The following is a 17,042-nucleotide window of genomic DNA, read 5'->3' on the forward strand; positions in this document are numbered from 1 at the left end:
GCGCCGGTCAGCCCATTTCGCCGGTGTTTTCGTTGAAATTGTTGATCACGCGGTGCAGCACATCCAGCATGTTGCGCGCAATCGGGTCCTGACCGTTGAGGATCAGGGTCAGCGCGACGCGGGTGATGCTGAGCTTGGAGGCGATATTGTCGAGCGTGATGCCGCGTGCCTTGCAGGCGTCGTTGATCAGCTCGAAGGAGCCCTTGTCGAGAAAGACGCGGCCCCATTCGTCGCGGCCGGTCAGCCGGATCGGCCGGATTTCCGGCTTCTTGTCGACGGCGCGCCGCGGCTTCTGGGCCACGGCCTGCGTGCCGGTGCCGGCCGCCGGTGCCGGCCGCGATCCGCCGGAAACGGCACGATGCTGCGGGCGCCAGTCGGCGGCCCGCTCGAAGACTTCGAGCTGCGGCGCCTGGGCCATCAGATGCTCCAGCATCTTGCGCATATGCTCGAGCAGGGTGCCGGCGGTGCCATCGGCCTCGGGGCCGTCGACCAGCAGGCTGCTCAGTTCCTCGAGCCGCTTGAGCCGCGAGGCAAAGAATTCCCGCGCGCCATAGGGCAGGGCGGTCCGGGCCTCGATCAGGTTCTCGAGATAGCTCTGTTTGACGTCGATCTCGATTTTCAGGATCTTGGCGCGCACCTGCGTGACATAGCGGCGCAGTTCGTCGCGCCGGCCGGTCTTGAGCACCGACAGGCGGCCCTCGGCGGTTTCGGCCGCCTGGTGGAAATCATCCACCATGGTGGCGAACTTGCGGAAACCGGACACCGAATTGCGCTTTTCCTCGGCGCTCTCGGTGAACCGGAAAATCAGCAGGGCGCGCTGCTCGATGCGCGTGACCAGCTCATTGGCTTCCTGGTTATGGGCGTGATTGTCAGCGATCATGGCCGGCGAAGTTTTGTCCCGTCGAGGTTACATTAACCTTAACACGGCAGTTGTATCGGGCGAACGGAGAATCGCGCCGGCAGGCCGATTTTCAGGCCGCCGCGCGCAGATTGTTACGCTCCACCATCTCGGTGGCACGCTGCAGCGCCCGTTCGAACCGGTCGAACATCTCGTCGATCTCGCTTTCGGTGATGATCATCGGCGGGCAGAAGGCGAGCGTATCGCCCATCGCCCGCTGGATCAGGCCTTCCTCCTCGGCAAAGCTCATGCAGGCGGCACCGATGCCGGCCGCCGGCGCGAAGGGCCGGCGGGTGGCCTTGTCGGCGACCAGTTCCACGGCACCGATCAGGCCGACGCCGCGCGCCTCGCCGACCAGCGGATGGTCGGCCAGCTTGCGCAGCCGGGCCTGGAAGCGCGGCGACACCGTATTCACATGGCCGAGGATATCGCGCTCCTCGTAGAGTTCCAGGGCGCGCAGGGCGACGGCGGCGGCGACCGGATGGCCGCCGTAGGTGAAACCATGGCCGAAGGTGCCGATCTTGCCGGAATTGTCGCGGATGACCTCGTAGACATGCTCGGGCACCAGCACCGCCGAGATCGGCAGGTACGCACCGGACAGCTGCTTGGCGCAGCTGACGAAATCAGGCTGGTAGTCGAGGGTCTGGGCGCCCCACATCTTGCCGGTCCGGCCGAAGCCGCAGATCACCTCGTCGGAAATGCTGAGGACGTCGTGTTTTTTCAGCACGGCCTGAATCGCCGGATAATAGCCCTTGGGCGGCACGATGACGCCGCCGGCGCCCATCACCGGTTCGGCGAAGAAGGCGGCGATGCTGTCGGGCCCTTCCGCAGTGATGAAGGCATCGAGGTTGGCAGCCAGCCGGGCGACGAAATCGGCCTCGCTCTCGCCCGGTTCGGCAAAGCGGTAGTAATGCGGGCAGTCGACATGCTTGATGCGGGCGATCGGCAGGTCGAAATCGCGGTGGTTGCCGATCAGGCCGGTCAGGCTGGCGGTGGCGACGGTGACGCCGTGATAGCCCTTGGTGCGCGACAGGATGGTCTTCTTGTCGGGCTTGCCGCGGGCATTGTTGTAGTACCAGACCAGCTTGATCAGGGTGTCGTTGGCGCCCGAGCCGCCCTCGGCGAAGAACACCTTGCCGACCGGCACCGGGCTTAGGCTCTTCAGCTTCTCGGCCAGCGCGATCACCGGTGCCGTCGTCTTGTGACCGAAGCCATGGTAGTAGGGCAGTTTACGCATCTGCTCGACGGCGGCGTCGACCAGCGCCGGCTCGCTGAAGCCGAGCCCCGCGCACCACAGGCCGGCCATGCCCTCGATGTATTCCTTGCCCTGGTCGTCATAGACATAGATGCCCTTGCCGCGCTCGATCACCAGCGGCCCATTGGCCTCGTGCTTCACCATGTTGGTGTAGGGGTGCATCACATGGGCGATGTCCCTTGCCGCAAGGGAATTGGGCGAGCGGGCGGTGGCGGTCTGGGCGGTCATGGCAATCTCCGGGTGAGGTCGTCAGTAGACGGTGAAAATCGCCGCCTGTCAAAATCCGCGGGCGAAAAAACCGCCCCCGCAATCCACCCCTGTGAAAACCGCCGGGCGGCCGGTAGTGTTTCCGGCATGACCGGAGCGGATATCTCGCTGACCTCGCCGGCCGACGGGCTGGTCCTGCGCGGCTATGCCTGGCTGCCGGCCGGCACGCCGCAGGCCGCCGTGGTGATCGCCCATGGCATGGCCGAACATGCCGAGCGCTATGCCCGCTTTGCCGCGGCGCTGACCGCCGCGGGTTTCGCCGTCTACGCCTTCGACCATCGCGGCCATGGCCGCACGGCCCGCAGCGCTACCGAGCTCGGCCATTTCGCCGACCGTGACGGCTGGAACCGGGCCGTGGCCGACCTTGCCGCTGTCTGCGATCTGGCCGCCCAGCGCCATCCCGGCCTGCCGGTATTGCTGTTCGCCCATTCCATGGGTTCGTTCATGGCGCAGCAACTGCTCTACGAATACAGCGACCGGATCGCCGGCTGCGTGCTGTGCGGCTCCAACGGCAAGCCGCCGGCGCTTGCCGCCGCCGGCCGGCTGGTGGCGCGGGCGGAAAAGCTGCGCCATGGCGGCCGCGGCGTCAGCCTGCTGCTGCATAACCTGTCATTCGGTGCCTTCAACAAGCGCTTCGCGCCGGCGCGGACGGAATTCGACTGGCTGTCGCGCGACCCGGCCGAGGTCGACAAGTACATTGCCGATCCGCTCTGCGGCTTTCCGATCACCGTGCAGGCCTGGATCGACCTGCTGGACGGGCTGGAGGCGATGGCACGGCCGGAAAACCAGGCGCGAATCCCGAAGGCGATGCCGGTGCTGGTGATCGCCGGCAGCCTTGACTCGGTGTCTGGCGGCACCAAGGGGTTGCGGCAGCTGCTGGAGGCCTATGCGGCGGCCGGGCTGACCGCGGTCGGGCACAAATACTACGACGGCGCCCGCCATGAACTGCTGAACGAAACCAACCGCGACGCGGTGACCGCCGACATCATCGATTTTTTCCGCCGCTGCCTGGCCGGCTGAGCGGGCCTATTTGCGGCGGATGACGGCGCGTCCTGCCGGCTCTTCCGCCTCTGCCAGTTCCGGCACCGCCGCGAGGTTGCCGTAGAGCCGCTCCAGCTGGGCCTTCAGCACGGCGGTTTCGGCCTCGCTGAAGCCGGCCAGCGCGGTGCGCTCCAACTGTTCGGCGGCCGGGGTCAGGCGCGCCGCCAGGCTGTCGCCGGCAACGGTCAGGTGGATGGCAATGGCGCGGGCATCGTCGCTGTCGCGTTCCCGCGAGACCAGGCCTGCAGTCTCCATGCCGGCCACCAGGCGCGACAGGGTGGAAATCTCGATGCTGGTGCGCGCCGCCAGCTCGGTCAGGCGCAGGCCGCCGCGCTCGCGCAGGGCCGCCAGCACGCGCCAGTCCTGCAGCGACACGCCGGCCTGGCGTAGCACCAGGCCGAAATGATTGGCCATGGAGATGCCGGCGCGATTGATCAGGTAGGGAAGATAGCCGTCGAGACGCAGCGGTTTCTCGGCCATCGCCGGATCCGTGCGGTCAGGCGCCGAGCTTGCCCAGCACGGCCTCGATCTTCTGCTTCATCGTGGCGGCGTTGAACGGCTTGACCATGTAATTGTTAACGCCGGCCTGGATCGCCGTCTTGACCATTTCGGTGTCGCGCTGGCCGGTTGCCATGATGAACGGCATGCGCTTGGTCAGCGGATTGCTGCGGATGGTCTTCAGCAGGGTCAGGCCGTCCATCCCGTCCATGTTCCAGTCGGAGATGATCAGGTCGAATTTGTTCGAGCCGATGGAAACCAGAGCTTCGGCGCCGCTCTTGGCTTCGACAACATTCTTGATGCCGATCTCCTGCAGGCAATAGCGGGCAATGCCGCGCATGCTCATCTGGTCGTCGACAATCAAAACCCGAAGTGTGCTGGCCGAAGGCATATCGCCCCTCGCTCTATCCTCACGTATACAACTCTGGACCGCGTCGCCGGTCCGCGCCCGATTCAGCGCCTAAGACTATGGTATTTAGCGCAAAAACCAAGTCCCCTCAACGCTGTTTGCAGCGATTCAGAATCTCCGCGGCGACATGCCCGATGGCCACCTCCGCCTGCACGGCCCCCATCAGCTTGGCGGCCTTGGGCATGCCGTAGACCAGGCTGGTCGATTCGTCCTGCCCGATGGTCTGGGCGCCCGCCTCCAGCATCTTCTTAAGGCCGATGGCGCCGTCCTTGCCCATACCGGTCAGGATCACGCCGATGGCATTGTGGCCGGCATGTTCGGCGACCGAATTGAACAGGACGTCGACCGACGGGCGGTGCCCCGAGACCGGCGGATCATGGTTAAGCTTGGTGTAATAGTGGCCGCCGGAGCGGTGCAACGTCAGGTGATAGTCCCCCGGGGCGATATACACATGGCCGGGGAAGACCCGCACATTGTCCTTGGCCTCGGAGACGGCCACGGCCGACAGCGAATCGAGGCGGGCGGCGAAGCTGCCGGTGAACCGCGGCGGCATATGCTGGGTGATCAGGACCGGCGGGCTGTCCGGCGGCAGGATGGTGATCACTTCCTTCAGCGCCTCGACGCCGCCGGTCGACGAGCCGATGGCGACGATGATGTCGGTCGAATTGAAGCCGGGGCCGGGGGTCAGCCGTTTCGGCACCTGGCCCTCGGGCGGCCGGTTGCGCGCCACCACCCGGGCGGTGGCCGCCATCTTCACCTTGGCGATCAGCTCCAGCTTGATCTCTTCCAGGGCGTGCTTGATGTCCAGCGTCGGCTTGGGCACGAAGTCGACGGCGCCCATTTCCAGCGCCTGCATGGTGATGCCGGCGCCCTTCTGGGTCAGCGTCGAGACCATCACCACCGGCATCGGCCGCAGGCGCATGATCTTCTCGAGGAAGGAGATGCCGTCCATGTTGGGCATCTCGATGTCGAGGGTCAGGACATCCGGATTCAGTTCCTTGATCATCGTCCGGGCGATCAGCGGGTCCGGCGCGGCGCCGACGACCTCGATCTCCGGATCGCTGGTCAGCGCCGTGGTCAGCAGCTGCCGGATCAGCGCGCTGTCATCGATGACGAGGACTTTGATTCTTTTGCCGGCCACTGGCAGCGCTCCCGGATTTCCGCTGGTCAGGCGATCTTGCGATGGATATTGCGGCCGAGCAGCTTGAACCGCTCGGTGATGCCGAACAGATTCTCGGAATGGCCGATATAAAGGAACCCGCCCGGCACCAGAAGATTGGCGTAGCGCTCGAACAGCACGCGTTGGGTGTCCTTGTCGAAATAGATCACCACGTTGCGGCAGAAAATCGCGTCGAACGGGCCTTTCATGGGCCAGTTGCCGATCAGGTTCAGGTGCTTGAAGGTGATCAGGCTGCGGGCATCCTGCGTCACCCGGACCTTATCGGCGCCATGCGGCTCGAAATACTTGCGCGCAATGTCGGCCGGGATGCCTTCCTGCGAGGCGGCCGGGTAGACGCCCTCGGAACCGCGGCGCACCATCTCGGTATCGATATCGGTGGCCAGCACCTTGGCATCCCACTGCTTGATGTCGGGCATCGACTGCAGCAGCGTGATGGCGATCGAATGGGGCTCCTCGCCGGACGAGCAGCCGGCCGACCAGATGCGCAGGCGGCGGCCCTGGCTGACGGCGCGGGCGCGGACTTCCTGCAGCGCCGCCGTACCGAGATGCTCGAAGTGATGGTTCTCGCGGAAGAACTTGGTCAGGTTGGTGGTCAGCGCGTTCAGCGTGGTGCCGAGCTCGTCGACGCCGGCCGGCGTGCCGATGAATTCGATGTAATCGCGGAAGGTCTTGAACCCCAGCTTGCGCAGGCGCTTGGCCAGCCGGGCGTAGACCATGTTCTGCTTGGTCGGACCAAGCTCGATGCCGGTCTTTTCCTTCAGCATCGCCCGCAGATAGGCGTAGTCGTCCGTCGAGAAGCTGAACTCGCGGTCTTCCGACACGGCCGCTTCGGTCGCCGGCGGGCGTGTATCCCGGGATCTGGTGTCGGTTGCCATGGGCGTGGGCGCCGGGTGCGGCCTCAGGCCGCGCCGGCGGTCTCCGAGGGGCCGGTCAGCATCGGCTTGCCGGCGCTGTCAGCGGCTTCCAGCATGCGGCCGGCGAACATGCGCTCCAAGCCGATCAGGCCCACCATGCGCTCGCCGACGGTGATCAGGCCTTCCATGAAGCCGATGCCGTTGACCTGCTCCATGCTGGGCATCGGGCGGATCTCGTCTTCATTGATGGTGATGATGTCGGAGACCGCGTCGACCAGGATGCCGACGATGCGCGACGACACCGACACGATGATGACGACGTTGTATTTGGTCGGCTCGGTGCGCGGCATGCCGAAACGGGCGCGCAGGTCGAAGATCGGCACGATGGCGCCGCGCATGTTGATGACGCCGCGCACGACTTCCGGCGTATTCGGCAGCGGGGTGGTTTCCGACCAGGCGCGGATCTCGCGCACCGCCATGATGTCGACGCCGTATTCCTCGTTGCCGACGGTGAATGACACGAGCTGCACGGTCCGCCCGGAGCGGCCCTGTTCGTTACCGGCCGGGTGGCTGCCGTTACGCGGATCGGCTGACGATGCCATCGTGGCGCCTCCTGTTCATTCGCCGGCCGCGGCGGCCGCGATCTGGCGCTGGGCTGCGGCCGGGGCGGGACGCTGGGTGTCCTGTTCGGCGATATGCTTGATGCCGGCGACGTCGAGGATGAGCGAGACGCGGCCGTTGCCGAGGATGGTCGCGGCGCCGACGCCGCGGATCGGATCGAAATTCTCCTCCAGGCTTTTGATGACGACCTGCTGCTGGCCGACGATCTCGTCGACCACCAGGCCCATTTTGCCGCCATCCTCGAGCTCGACGATGATGACCAGCGCCTTGGTCGGGTCGTTGATGCCGTTCGGTACCTGGAAGACCCGGTGCAGGTAGACCAGCGGCACGTATTCGCCGCGGATGCGCAGCAGCTCGCTCTGGTTGGCCACCACGTTGATCTGCTCCGGCTCGGGCCGCAGGCTTTCGACGATATTGGCGAGCGGGATGATGTAGGACTGCTCGCCGACCCGCAGCACCATGCCATCGAGCACGGCCAGCGTCAGCGGCAGAGTCAGGATGAAGGACGATCCTTGACCGGGCCGCGACTGGATATGTACGCGGCCGCCGAGCGACTGGATGTTCTGGCGCACCACATCCATGCCGACGCCGCGACCGGAGATGTTGGATACCGTATCGGCGGTCGAGAAGCCGGGCAGGAAGATCAGGTTGTCGATTTCCTCGTTGCTCAGCACCGCATCCGGTGCGACCAGCTTCTTCTCCAGCGCCTTCTGCATCACCTTTTCGCGGTTGATGCCGCGGCCGTCATCGGTGATCTCGATGACGATGCGGCCGCCGCGCTGGTCGGCCGAGACATGAATCAGGCCCTCCGCCGGCTTGCCGGCGGCGGTGCGGTCGTCCGGGCCCTCAATGCCATGATCGCAGGAATTGCGGATCATGTGGGTCAGCGGATCGCCGAGCTGTTCGATCACCGTCTTGTCGATCTCGGTGTTCTCGCCGCTCATTTCGAGGCGGATCTTCTTGTTGGTCATCATCGCCAGTTCGCGCACCAGGCGCGGCAAGCGGGCGAACACGCTCTTGACCGGCTGGGCGCGCATCGCCATCACGCTTTCCTGCAGGTCGCGGATGTGATGGGACAGCTCGGCCAGGCCGTTGGCGAGTTCCGGATGCTGGTCGGCGTGCAGATGCTCGGTCTGCTGCGCGATCATCGCATGGGTGATGACCAGCTCGCCGACCATGTTGACCAGCTTGTCGACGCGGTCGAGATCGACGCGGATCGACCGCACCGCCTTGGTCTCGCCACCGCCACCGCCCGTGGCTGGGGCGGCCGGTGCGGCGCTTTCGGGCTTCGGGCCGGCCTTGGCGCCGGAAGTCGTCGCGGCCGGTGCCACAGTGGCGGGCTTGGCGGCTGCGGCCGGCGCTTCAGCCGGCTTTTTCGCTTCGGCGGCCGCGGCGGGCTTCTCGGCGGGCGGCTTGTCGGCCGGCGGGTTGAGGCAGGTGATCTCGAGGTCGCAGTCGTCGAGCACGAATTCGAAAACGTCGCGGATGGCGGCCTCGCCGCGGTCCGTCTCGATCTCGAAATCCCACTTGATATAGGCGCCCTCGGCCTGGATCTGGTCGAGCGGCGGCACACCGGAGGCGTCCGCCTTGGCCAGGAAGCCGCCCAGCTCGCGCAATTCGCGGATCAGGATCAGTGGCTCGTTGGCGCGCTGGTAGAGCGCGTCGCGCGGGGCGAATTTCACCAGGTATTTCAGCAGCGGGGCCTTGGCCGGGGCGGCTGCCGCTGCGGGCTCGGCGGCGGGCTCCGGTTCGGCCTCGGCCGCTGCTTCCGGCTCGGGCTCCGGGTCGGCGTTCAGGCTGCCGCCGGCCAGCTGGGCATCCAGCGCGGCAAGGGCGGCATCGGCGGCATGCGGGTCGGCATCGACGCCGATGCTGGCGGCGAGGTCGATCAGCGACTTGCGGCCTTCATTTTCGTGATCGGCCGGCAGTTCGGTATCGGTCTGGGCGGCGCGCACCAGATCGGACAGAATGTCGGCGCAATGCAGCACCAGCAGTACGGAATCCGGCGTCGGCTCCAGCCGGCCGTCGCGCATCAGGTCGAGCACGGTCTCGAAGATATGGGCGAAGGCAACCAGGCGGTCGAAGCCGAAGGCGCCGGCGCCGCCCTTGATCGAATGGATGGCGCGGAAGACGGCGTTCAGGGTGTTGTTGTCGCCCTCGCCGGACTGCAGGGCCATCAGGTGGCCTTCCAGGTCCCCCAGCAGTTCCTCGCACTCGGCGAAGAAGGTCTGTTTGAATTGGGCTAGGTCATCCATGGACGCGTCCTGCTTCTGCTCCGCGGCTCTGGTGCCGTGTTACGGGCTGACTTTGCGGATGACTTCCAGCAGCTTGCCGGGGTCGAAGGGTTTGACGATCCAGCCGGTGGCACCAGCGGCGCGGCCTTCCTGCTTTTTCGCCTGACTGCTTTCCGTCGTCAGGATCAGCACGGGAGTCGCCTTGTTTTTTGGCTTTTTCCGCAGTTCCTTGATGAAGGTGATGCCGTCCATCACCGGCATGTTGATGTCGGTGATGATGACGTCGATCTCGTTGGCGTCCAGCAGGTCGAGACCTTCCTGGCCGTTTTCGCCCTGAATGACCTCATAGCCGCCCTGCTTCAGCGCGAATTGCAGCATCTGCAGCATCGTCTTCGAGTCGTCGACGGTGAGAACCCTTTTGCTCATGTCTGTACCGGCCATTTCATGAGATACGAAAACAGGCCCAGATCGTCGAAGGCCGTGACAAAGGCATCGCTCGGCGACCGGATCACGAAGGGGATGCCGTGCTGCTCCATATGCTGGACGGCAGAGACCAGAATCTGTACGCAGGGCGTCGACAGACGGTCGACGGCCGCGGCATCGATCACAACCTTGCCGCCCTGAGCCATAATCTCGTGGAAACTGTGCAACAGCGGATCCGCGGCCCGCAAATCCATGCTGGCCACGAGACTGAGCTGGGTGGCGTCATCCGCCTTAGATATTGCGAAAGGATCCATTCCCTTCCCCCTCGGCAACCGGTGCCGGCTGCCCCGCTGCGGTCTGCCTACAGTGGCAAACAGCAGAATTGGCGACAGCCTAGCTGAGGGTCTGGCGGGACGGAAGGGGGATAGCGCGCAAGGTAACCAAAAAAACACTGCTGCATCCGAGGCTTCGGCAGCAGTCAGGTGGACTTACTGGGCGCGTCCGTGATTGATGGTCATGGCCTGGTGGGCCATCAGCGCCGCCTTGATTTCATGATAGCGCTGGCGCAGTTCCTGCCGGGTGCCACCGGCCAGCTGGAACATCAGCATGATGGCGCCTTCCAGATCGTCGGCGCAGCGGCCGACGCTTTCGATGTCGCCGTCGGACATCTCGGTTTCACCGAGCTGGCGCAGGTAATCGACGATCCACAGGGAATGGACGGCAAGTTGTGACAGCGACTGGCCGTGAAACCGGGTTTCGGTATTGAAGCGGTCCGCCATACGGGGCGGGGCGCCGGCAGGCTTCGCGTCGCTGCGGATGTCCTCGATATCCTCGGGGTCGATGTCGATCACCGGGTCGTCGCTGAAGTCGCCGGCCGCATAGCCTGCGTCTTCCTGACAGGCTTCGGCGTCGGTCTCTGCGAACAACCCTTGATTGAGATCCACGGACGTTCCTATCCTTGACGTTGGAGTCGGAGACGGAGGGGCGGGCCAAGCCCGATTCGTTTTGACCTTACCCGTGGCGAATCGGGGGGTCAAGGACAACCGCTAAATCAGGCGGTCAGGTCACAGAATGGCCACTAGGTATTGATTCCGTGAGGGCGTGGCCCTCCACAGGGTCAGCCGCGGCCGCCGATCCGCGCGCCGGTCTTGAGCACCACTTTTTCGAGGCCGTTGACCAGCTCGCGGCCGATCATGCCGCCATCGCCGCCGATTTTCTGGGTCAGCACCACGTTCAGCGCATCGATATGCGCGGTCACGATGGTCGGCACCACCTTGGTATCGGGGTGATCCAGGCAGTGTTCCAGGTAGTTGCTGAGATAGTGGGTGATCGTGGTGACCAGCGGGTAGCCGAAGGTGCCGCCCAGTCCCTTCATGTCCCAGCAGATGCGCAGCATGGTCTTGATGCCGGCGGGATCATCGAGGTTGGTCGACTTCAGCCGCTCGAAGCTTTCCTTCATGCGGTCGAGATCGGTGTCAGCCCATTTGGCATACATCTTGTGGCCCAGCACCTGAACGGCGATTTCCGCTTCCTTCAGGGCTTCCTTGTCGATGCCGCCACTGCCGACCTTCATCTTCAGGTAATTCGGCGGGGTCACGAACTCGGCCGACGGCTTGCCGGATGGCTTGTCTGCACCATCGGCGGGCGCCGTCTTTGCGCTGTTCTTGTCAGTCATCGACAACCTCGGAACGACGGCAATGCCGTCAGGGGTAACGGTCTGAGCCTAGTCATCCGGCGGCGCGGCTGCAACAGAAAGCCGCTCGCCAGACGGCAGCTAGAACAATTCCACTTCGCTCGACTTGTCCGTCGCCCGCCGGTTGTGGCGCGGCGCGGCGCCGTGCGGCGCTCCCATCAGGTAATGATGGAAATGTGTCCGCACCTGCTCCAGGGTCTGGCCGGCAATCAGGCCCTCGCCCCAGCCGGCGGCGCGTTCGGTCAGGCGCGGCGCCCAGTTACGGCCGGCTTGTTCGTGAATGATGTTCTCGACATAGCGGAGCGCGTTGATCACATGCTGCTGGCGCTGGTTGCGCAGGTCGTCGCCCTGCATCAGGGCGATGATCTCGCCCATTTCGGGCAGGGCAGGCTGCTGGGCGCCGAGTTCGAGCAGCTTGCGGGAAAACGCCTCGGCGGTCTCGGTCTGCATCTGCTGCAGATCCTCGATCTCTTCCTTGATGGCCAGCAGCACCAGGGCAATGAAATCGATCAGCTCACGGCCGGTTGCCGTTGCGGTCGGATTTTCGCCGCTGGTGCTGTTCGCCTTACCCTCTGGCAAAGTCTGCATGCTGTTGCGTTGCGGCATCCGCTCTTCCCCGTCGGCAATATTGTTCCACAAGCGGAGGGGATTTGCACCCATCAGCCCGCAGTTCGTCATGACCGCATGTAAGCAGCCGGGCCGCGGCACGAGGCATTAATTGTTGGAAAGGGCCGGGGCCCGACTGCAGGTTGTGTCCGAATTTCAACCTGCCAAAGCATTTGCAGCCTCCCGCCCGGCAGATCAAGATGCAGTGACTGGGAGTATAGCGCCCGGACAAAACATGCTAACTAGCAGTTCCGGCACGGACGATTAGGACAATGGATCCGATCGACATCAAAGAGATGCTGCACCACCATCACCTGTGGCTGAAAGGCATGCCCGCAGGGCGTCCGGCTGACTTCGCGGGACAGGATCTGACGGCTGCCGATCTGACGGGTGCCGACCTGCGCCGGGCCAGCTTCCGCGCCGCCAACCTGCGCGGCGCCCGGCTGGGCAAGGCCCAGCTTGCCCAGAGCGATTTCTTCAAGGCCGACCTGACCGGCGCCGACCTGACCGAGGCCGACCTGACGCGGGCCGATCTGCGCGGCGCTCTGCTGGAATCCGTCAACATGGCCGGCGCCAACCTGACCGGGGTAAACTTCCGCCGCGGCCTCGAAATCGGTGCCAACCCTTCGGCGGCTATCGAGGTGCTGCGCCAGAATGTGACCGGCAGCAATTTCGAGGGCGCGACCATGATCGGTGTCGATGCCCTTGGCGCCGATTTTTCTGGCAGCAATCTCGCCGGTGCCAATCTGCAGGATGCCGCGCTGACCGACTGCCAGCTGGTCAGTACCGATCTGTCGGGTGCCGATCTCGGCGGCGCCACCCTGGCTGGTGCCAACCTGGTCGGGGCCGAACTCAGCGGTGCCAATCTTGCCGGTGCCACCCTGCAGGGCGCCAATCTGACCGATGCCCATCTGCACGGCGTGGATCTCAGCGACGTCGAGGTCTTCGGTGCCAATGTGGCCATGGCCAATCTGACCGCTGCCCCTGTGGCGCCGCCCAAGCCGATGACCGAGGCGGAAGTCCAGGCCGCGCTGGCCGAGCACCAGCGCTGGGTGGATGGTGGCGACGGCAGCCCGGCCGTGCTGCGCGGCGCCGACCTGTCCGGCCTAGATCTCAGCGGCCGCAACCTTTCGGGCATCAAGCTGCGCGGGGCCACCCTGCGGGATACCGTGTTCGACGGCGCCACCTTCAAGTTCGCCGACCTGTCGGGCTGTGACATGCGCGGTGCCCGGGCCCGCGATGTCACATTTGCCGGCTGCAATCTGGCCGGGACCGACCTGCGCGGCGCCGATCTGGCCGGCAGCCGCTTCGACAGCACCGAAATCATCAGCGCCAAGGGCGAACGCACCGGGCGCCGGGTTTATACGGATCTTTCCAATGCCCGGCTGGCCAGTGCCAACTGCGCCGGCGTGGACTGGGCCGATGCCATCCTGCGCGATGTCAGCGGCCTTGAACACGATGTGGCCGTCAGTCCATGATGTGGGCGCGATGAACACGACGCCAGGCATCCTGCGCCGCCCGGCCGCCGGCGACTCCGGCGGCGGACCTGCGGGTTCGGGCGAGCGCCGACGCTATTTCGACCCGATGCTGAAGGTCAATGTCGTCCAGGTCTTCCAGGGCGACTTTTTCGTGTCCACGCGAACCGGTGAGATGCTGGCGACGGTTCTGGGCTCCTGCGTGGCCTCCTGCATCCGCGACCCGGTGGCCCAGGTCGGCGGCATGAACCACTTTCTGCTGCCCGACAAGGGAGGCGACACCAATCCGGATTTGCCGCTTTCCGCCTCTTTGCGGTACGGTAGCTACTCGATGGAACAGTTGATTAACGGAATACTGGCGGCCGGCGGCCGACGTGACCGGCTGGAGGTGAAAATCTTCGGCGGCGCCAACGTGCTGGCCGGCCTGCGCGGCATCGGCCACCAGAATGCCGATTTCGTCGAACGCTACCTCAAGGCGGAAGGCTTCAAGGTGGTGGCCGCCGACCTGCGCGGCAACCTGCCGCGCAAGGTGCAGTATTTCCCGTCGACCGGCGTGGTGCGCCTGAAGCATATCGAGGATGCCAGCGCGAAGACCGTGTTCCAGCGCGAGACCGCGAAAAAGATCACCGCCGTTCAGACGCAGTCCGGCAGCGTCGAACTGTTCGACTGACGCCGTTATCCGCGATCCGCCATGGCTTACAAACTCAACAACGTCGCAGTGCTGGTGGTCGACAGTAACCACAACCACATGCAGCTTATAAAAGAGGTTTTACGCCCGCTCGGCGTCAACCGCATCGCCGAGACGATGAATGCCAAGGATGCGCTGACCTATCTCGAAACCAACGTTGTCGATATCATCTTTACCGAGTGGCATATGGACGGCGAGATGGACGGCATCGGCTTCGTCGAATGGGTGCGCAAGAATCCGGCCTCGAAGAACGTGTTCGTGCCGATCATCATGGTGACGGCGCAGTCCGAGGAATGGAAGGTGATGAAGGCACGCGATGCCGGTGTCACCGAATTCCTGGTCAAGCCGTTTTCCGCCAAGACCATGGCGCGCCGGATCACCGTGGTGGTCGAGAACCCGCGCCAGTTCGTTCGCACCGACGAATTTTTCGGCCCCGATCGCCGCCGCCATGTGACCTCGAACTATACCGGCCAGGAGCGCCGCAAGGACCTGATGGCCAAGGGCGACCAGATGATGGACGACACGGCTGTCGAGGAACTGCTGAAGGAACTCTGAGTTTCCGCATCGCAGCATGGCGCAGAGTTGGCTTGACGCCGGTGGCGGCCGGGGCCAAGATTCCCACGATGAATTGCGAAATCCCGAAGTGCGAATCCCAGGGGAGGTCAGCCATTCCGGCATGAGTGAGGTGATCGCCTTGCACCAGTTTCGGCGTCCGGCGGCGCGGGATGAAATCCCGCCCCCGGCGGGCGCCGGCAGAGCGACAACCGGCAAGCCGGCGGCTGAACTGCCCGTCTTTTTCGACCGCCGCGAATTCCGCGCCATCCTCAATCTGTATGCCCGCATGGTCGGCATGGGCGAATGGCGTGATTATGCCATCGGCCATGACCGCGACAGCTGCAGCTTCGCGGTGTTCCGGCGCAGTGCCGACGGCGCCCTCTACCGGATCGTCAAGACACCCAAGCTGGCGCGCAAGCAGGGCGCCTTCGCCATCATCGGCCAGGGCGGCCGCATCCTGCGGCGTGGCCGCGACCTTGCGGTGATGCTGCGGTTCTTCGAGCCCAAGCGCGACGCCGCCGACTGACCGGCGGCTGGTCACACTCCATCTGGCTGCAAAACCATCCGGCTGCAAAAAAAGCCCCCATCTTGCGACGGGGGCCCGGTATTCGTTTCGAGACTTTTTTCGTGATGTCGGGGCTCAGGCCGCCTTCTTGGCCTTATGGGCCGGCTTCTTGGCCGTCTGCTTCTTGGCAGGGGTCTTCTTCTTGGCGACCTGCTTCTTGGCAGGGGCCTTCTTCTCGGCCTTCTGCGTGGTCTGCGCAGCGGCGTCGGAAGCGAGGAAGGCGGGGGCAACGGCACCGGCCAGGAAGCCAGTCATGACGAAGGCGGCGGCGATCGTCTTCACGCGGGTCAACATCGGGATGCATCCCTTTTAAAGTGCTGCCTCTCCGCCCGGGTTCGGCCTGTCTGGCAGCGAATCGGGTCGGACTGCATCGGCGCCATTCTCTGCCTGTGCCGAATTGCCGTCCATCGGCGCTGTGAACCTGCGACATCATGTCATGGAAAATTATACGGCTCAGCCGAGCGCGGCGAGGTCCCGGCGGTGCTTTGCCACGCCCGGGCGTTCGGCGGCACGCCTTTCCAGATGCGGCCGGATCGTCGCATGGGCACCGGCCTGCCGGCCGGCCTGCAGCCAGAGCTGCCAGAACAGGTCGCGCTGGGCGTGGCTGCCGCCGACCTGCTGCAGGCCGGCGAGCGCCGGCCCGAGCCGGTCGAAGGCGGCGGCCCAGTCGCCACGGCCAAAGGCGGCGACGCCCTCGGCCAGTGGCAGGCCGGTCTGGCACCAGATGCGACCGGTCAGCCGGTCGGACTGGCGCGCCACGTAATCCCGCAGGCTGTCGAGCAGGCTGCCGGCTGCGGCATCCCGCCCGGCGCGGGTCAGGGCCAGCAGGTAATGGGCATCGAGGAAGGGTTCGACATGCTCGGGCCCGCGCGCGGCGACATGAGCGGCGACATCCTGCCAGCGGTCGCCGGCATCGAGACCGGCAAACTCCAGCCGGACCAGCAGGGCGGCAGCATTCACCTGGTCCTGGCTGTAGCCCTTCAGCACACCCCAGACATGGTCATCGTAGAATTGCAGCGCGAGGTCGGGCCGGTCGGCATCGATGGCGAACAGGGCGGCATGCCACCAGTTATGGGTCAGCATGAAGGAATTGCGATCGGCCCAGGTCTCGGCCAGCCCGGTCATGAAGGCGAGGCCTTCGTCGCAGCGGCCCTGCGTCTCCATCACATGAGCCACCGCATGATGGGCCCAGGGTTCGGCGCGTTTCAGGTCGATGGCTTGCCGGCCGGCGTCCTCGGCCTCGTCCAGCCGGTTCATCTCTTCCAGCGCGAAGGCGCGCATGCCGTGCATCTCGGCCACCTGCCGGTGGGCGGGCAGGGTGGTCTCGGCGACTTCCAGCATGCCGGCAAGGTCGCCGACATGGAACATGTGGAACTGCGCCATCTTCACGGCGGCGAGGTCTTCCGGCCAGTGCGCGGCGATCTCGCGGCACAGCGCGATCGCCGCCTCGGCATCACCATCCGCCCAGGCGGCGGCCTGGCGATGCCACAGCCGCTCGCGTTCGGTGGATCGGGCCAGATGCGGGCCGGCCGCGGTCAGCCAGACGCGGGCCTTGTCCGGTCCGGCGCCGGTCTGCAGGAACAGCTCCAGCGCCGCGGCCTTGGCCTGCGCCATCACGCAGGCGGGGTCTGTGCGGGCCGCGTCCCAGATTGCCGCCGCCGTGGTGCCGTAGGTGATGAAGCTGGTGTCGAAGGTATCCAGCCCGGCGATGATCGCCGGATCGTCGGTGGCGACCGGCAGGCCCCAGCGGTCAGTCAGCATCTGGGCAGTATCCGAGGCG

The 17,042-nt window shown here is 65.3% G+C and carries 20 protein-coding genes; 5 read left to right on the top strand and 15 right to left on the bottom strand.

The genetic code is table 11. The annotated features are described in order from the left end of the window. Positions 1 to 7 precede the first annotated feature (7 nt). A complete protein-coding gene (locus ACFOOQ_RS11410) occupies positions 8 to 880 on the bottom strand; it encodes a hypothetical protein (protein WP_379726225.1) in 873 nt (290 codons plus the stop codon). Between the two features lie 91 nt (positions 881 to 971). Next, a complete protein-coding gene (locus ACFOOQ_RS11415) occupies positions 972 to 2,381 on the bottom strand; it encodes an aspartate aminotransferase family protein (protein WP_379726228.1) in 1,410 nt (469 codons plus the stop codon). Between the two features lie 126 nt (positions 2,382 to 2,507). Between ACFOOQ_RS11415 and ACFOOQ_RS11420 the strand changes: the two genes are divergently transcribed. After that, a complete protein-coding gene (locus ACFOOQ_RS11420) occupies positions 2,508 to 3,440 on the top strand; it encodes an alpha/beta hydrolase (RefSeq protein ID WP_379726231.1) in 933 nt (310 codons plus the stop codon). A gap of 6 nt (positions 3,441 to 3,446) precedes the next feature. Here ACFOOQ_RS11420 and ACFOOQ_RS11425 read toward each other — a convergent pair whose 3' ends face one another. The 11 genes from ACFOOQ_RS11425 to ACFOOQ_RS11475 form a co-directional block, all read right to left on the bottom strand. After that, complete coding sequence (locus tag ACFOOQ_RS11425; RefSeq protein WP_379726234.1) at positions 3,447 to 3,941, bottom strand: MarR family winged helix-turn-helix transcriptional regulator; 495 nt, start codon at positions 3,939 to 3,941, stop codon at positions 3,447 to 3,449. A gap of 16 nt (positions 3,942 to 3,957) precedes the next feature. Continuing rightward, a complete protein-coding gene (locus ACFOOQ_RS11430) occupies positions 3,958 to 4,350 on the bottom strand; it encodes a response regulator (RefSeq protein WP_379726237.1) in 393 nt (130 codons plus the stop codon). Positions 4,351 to 4,456: 106 nt separating this feature from the next. After that, entirely contained in the window at positions 4,457 to 5,509 is a 1,053-nt protein-coding gene (locus ACFOOQ_RS11435; protein ID WP_379726240.1) for a protein-glutamate methylesterase/protein-glutamine glutaminase, read from the bottom strand. 26 nt (positions 5,510 to 5,535) lie between these two features. After that, positions 5,536 to 6,423: a CheR family methyltransferase gene (locus ACFOOQ_RS11440; RefSeq protein ID WP_379726243.1), complete on the bottom strand. Its 888-nt coding sequence runs from the start codon at positions 6,421 to 6,423 to the stop codon at positions 5,536 to 5,538. Positions 6,424 to 6,446: 23 nt separating this feature from the next. Continuing rightward, complete coding sequence (locus ACFOOQ_RS11445) at positions 6,447 to 7,004, bottom strand: chemotaxis protein CheW (protein WP_379726246.1); 558 nt, start codon at positions 7,002 to 7,004, stop codon at positions 6,447 to 6,449. Between the two features lie 15 nt (positions 7,005 to 7,019). Further along, entirely contained in the window at positions 7,020 to 9,278 is a 2,259-nt protein-coding gene (locus tag ACFOOQ_RS11450) for a chemotaxis protein CheA (RefSeq protein WP_379726249.1), read from the bottom strand. A gap of 39 nt (positions 9,279 to 9,317) precedes the next feature. Beyond that, the gene (locus tag ACFOOQ_RS11455) at positions 9,318 to 9,683 is read right to left on the bottom strand and encodes a response regulator (RefSeq protein ID WP_379726252.1); all 366 of its coding nucleotides are present in this window, start codon (positions 9,681 to 9,683) and stop codon (positions 9,318 to 9,320) included. Then, positions 9,680 to 9,994 carry an STAS domain-containing protein gene (locus ACFOOQ_RS11460; RefSeq protein ID WP_379726255.1) on the bottom strand — a complete coding sequence of 105 codons (315 nt, stop codon included), beginning with the start codon at positions 9,992 to 9,994 and terminating at the stop codon, positions 9,680 to 9,682. Before ACFOOQ_RS11460 ends, ACFOOQ_RS11455 begins: the two co-directional genes overlap by 4 nt. 174 nt (positions 9,995 to 10,168) lie before the next feature. Beyond that, complete coding sequence (locus tag ACFOOQ_RS11465) at positions 10,169 to 10,624, bottom strand: hypothetical protein (RefSeq protein WP_379726258.1); 456 nt, start codon at positions 10,622 to 10,624, stop codon at positions 10,169 to 10,171. 173 nt (positions 10,625 to 10,797) lie between these two features. Beyond that, on the bottom strand, positions 10,798 to 11,355 hold the full coding sequence (locus ACFOOQ_RS11470; protein WP_379726261.1) for a hypothetical protein: 558 nt from the start codon (positions 11,353 to 11,355) through the stop codon (positions 10,798 to 10,800). A gap of 99 nt (positions 11,356 to 11,454) precedes the next feature. Then, positions 11,455 to 11,979, bottom strand: a complete 525-nt coding sequence (locus tag ACFOOQ_RS11475) for a hypothetical protein (protein WP_379726264.1) — start codon at positions 11,977 to 11,979, stop codon at positions 11,455 to 11,457. 272 nt (positions 11,980 to 12,251) lie between these two features. Between ACFOOQ_RS11475 and ACFOOQ_RS11480 the strand changes: the two genes are divergently transcribed. The 4 genes from ACFOOQ_RS11480 to ACFOOQ_RS11495 all read left to right on the top strand — a co-directional run bounded on the left by ACFOOQ_RS11480 (position 12,252) and on the right by ACFOOQ_RS11495 (position 15,223). Beyond that, the gene (locus ACFOOQ_RS11480) at positions 12,252 to 13,457 is read left to right on the top strand and encodes a pentapeptide repeat-containing protein (protein WP_379726267.1); all 1,206 of its coding nucleotides are present in this window, start codon (positions 12,252 to 12,254) and stop codon (positions 13,455 to 13,457) included. A 10-nt stretch (positions 13,458 to 13,467) separates the two neighbouring features. Beyond that, positions 13,468 to 14,124 carry a chemoreceptor glutamine deamidase CheD gene (locus tag ACFOOQ_RS11485; RefSeq protein WP_379726270.1) on the top strand — a complete coding sequence of 219 codons (657 nt, stop codon included), beginning with the start codon at positions 13,468 to 13,470 and terminating at the stop codon, positions 14,122 to 14,124. Between the two features lie 21 nt (positions 14,125 to 14,145). Further along, positions 14,146 to 14,697, top strand: a complete 552-nt coding sequence (locus tag ACFOOQ_RS11490; RefSeq protein WP_379726273.1) for a response regulator — start codon at positions 14,146 to 14,148, stop codon at positions 14,695 to 14,697. A 121-nt stretch (positions 14,698 to 14,818) separates the two neighbouring features. Then, positions 14,819 to 15,223, top strand: a complete 405-nt coding sequence (locus ACFOOQ_RS11495; protein WP_379726276.1) for a DUF2794 domain-containing protein — start codon at positions 14,819 to 14,821, stop codon at positions 15,221 to 15,223. 114 nt (positions 15,224 to 15,337) lie between these two features. Here the strand turns inward: ACFOOQ_RS11495 and ACFOOQ_RS11500 are convergent, their stop codons facing one another. Together ACFOOQ_RS11500 and ACFOOQ_RS11505 are read right to left on the bottom strand one after the other, a co-directional pair. Then, on the bottom strand, positions 15,338 to 15,556 hold the full coding sequence (locus ACFOOQ_RS11500) for a hypothetical protein (protein ID WP_379726279.1): 219 nt from the start codon (positions 15,554 to 15,556) through the stop codon (positions 15,338 to 15,340). Positions 15,557 to 15,715: 159 nt separating this feature from the next. Next, entirely contained in the window at positions 15,716 to 17,023 is a 1,308-nt protein-coding gene (locus ACFOOQ_RS11505) for a tetratricopeptide repeat protein (RefSeq protein WP_379726282.1), read from the bottom strand. Positions 17,024 to 17,042 lie beyond the last annotated feature (19 nt).

The sequence above is a fragment of the Ferrovibrio xuzhouensis genome, assembly GCF_042648965.1.
GTDB classification, from domain to species: Bacteria; Pseudomonadota; Alphaproteobacteria; order Ferrovibrionales; family Ferrovibrionaceae; genus Ferrovibrio; species Ferrovibrio xuzhouensis.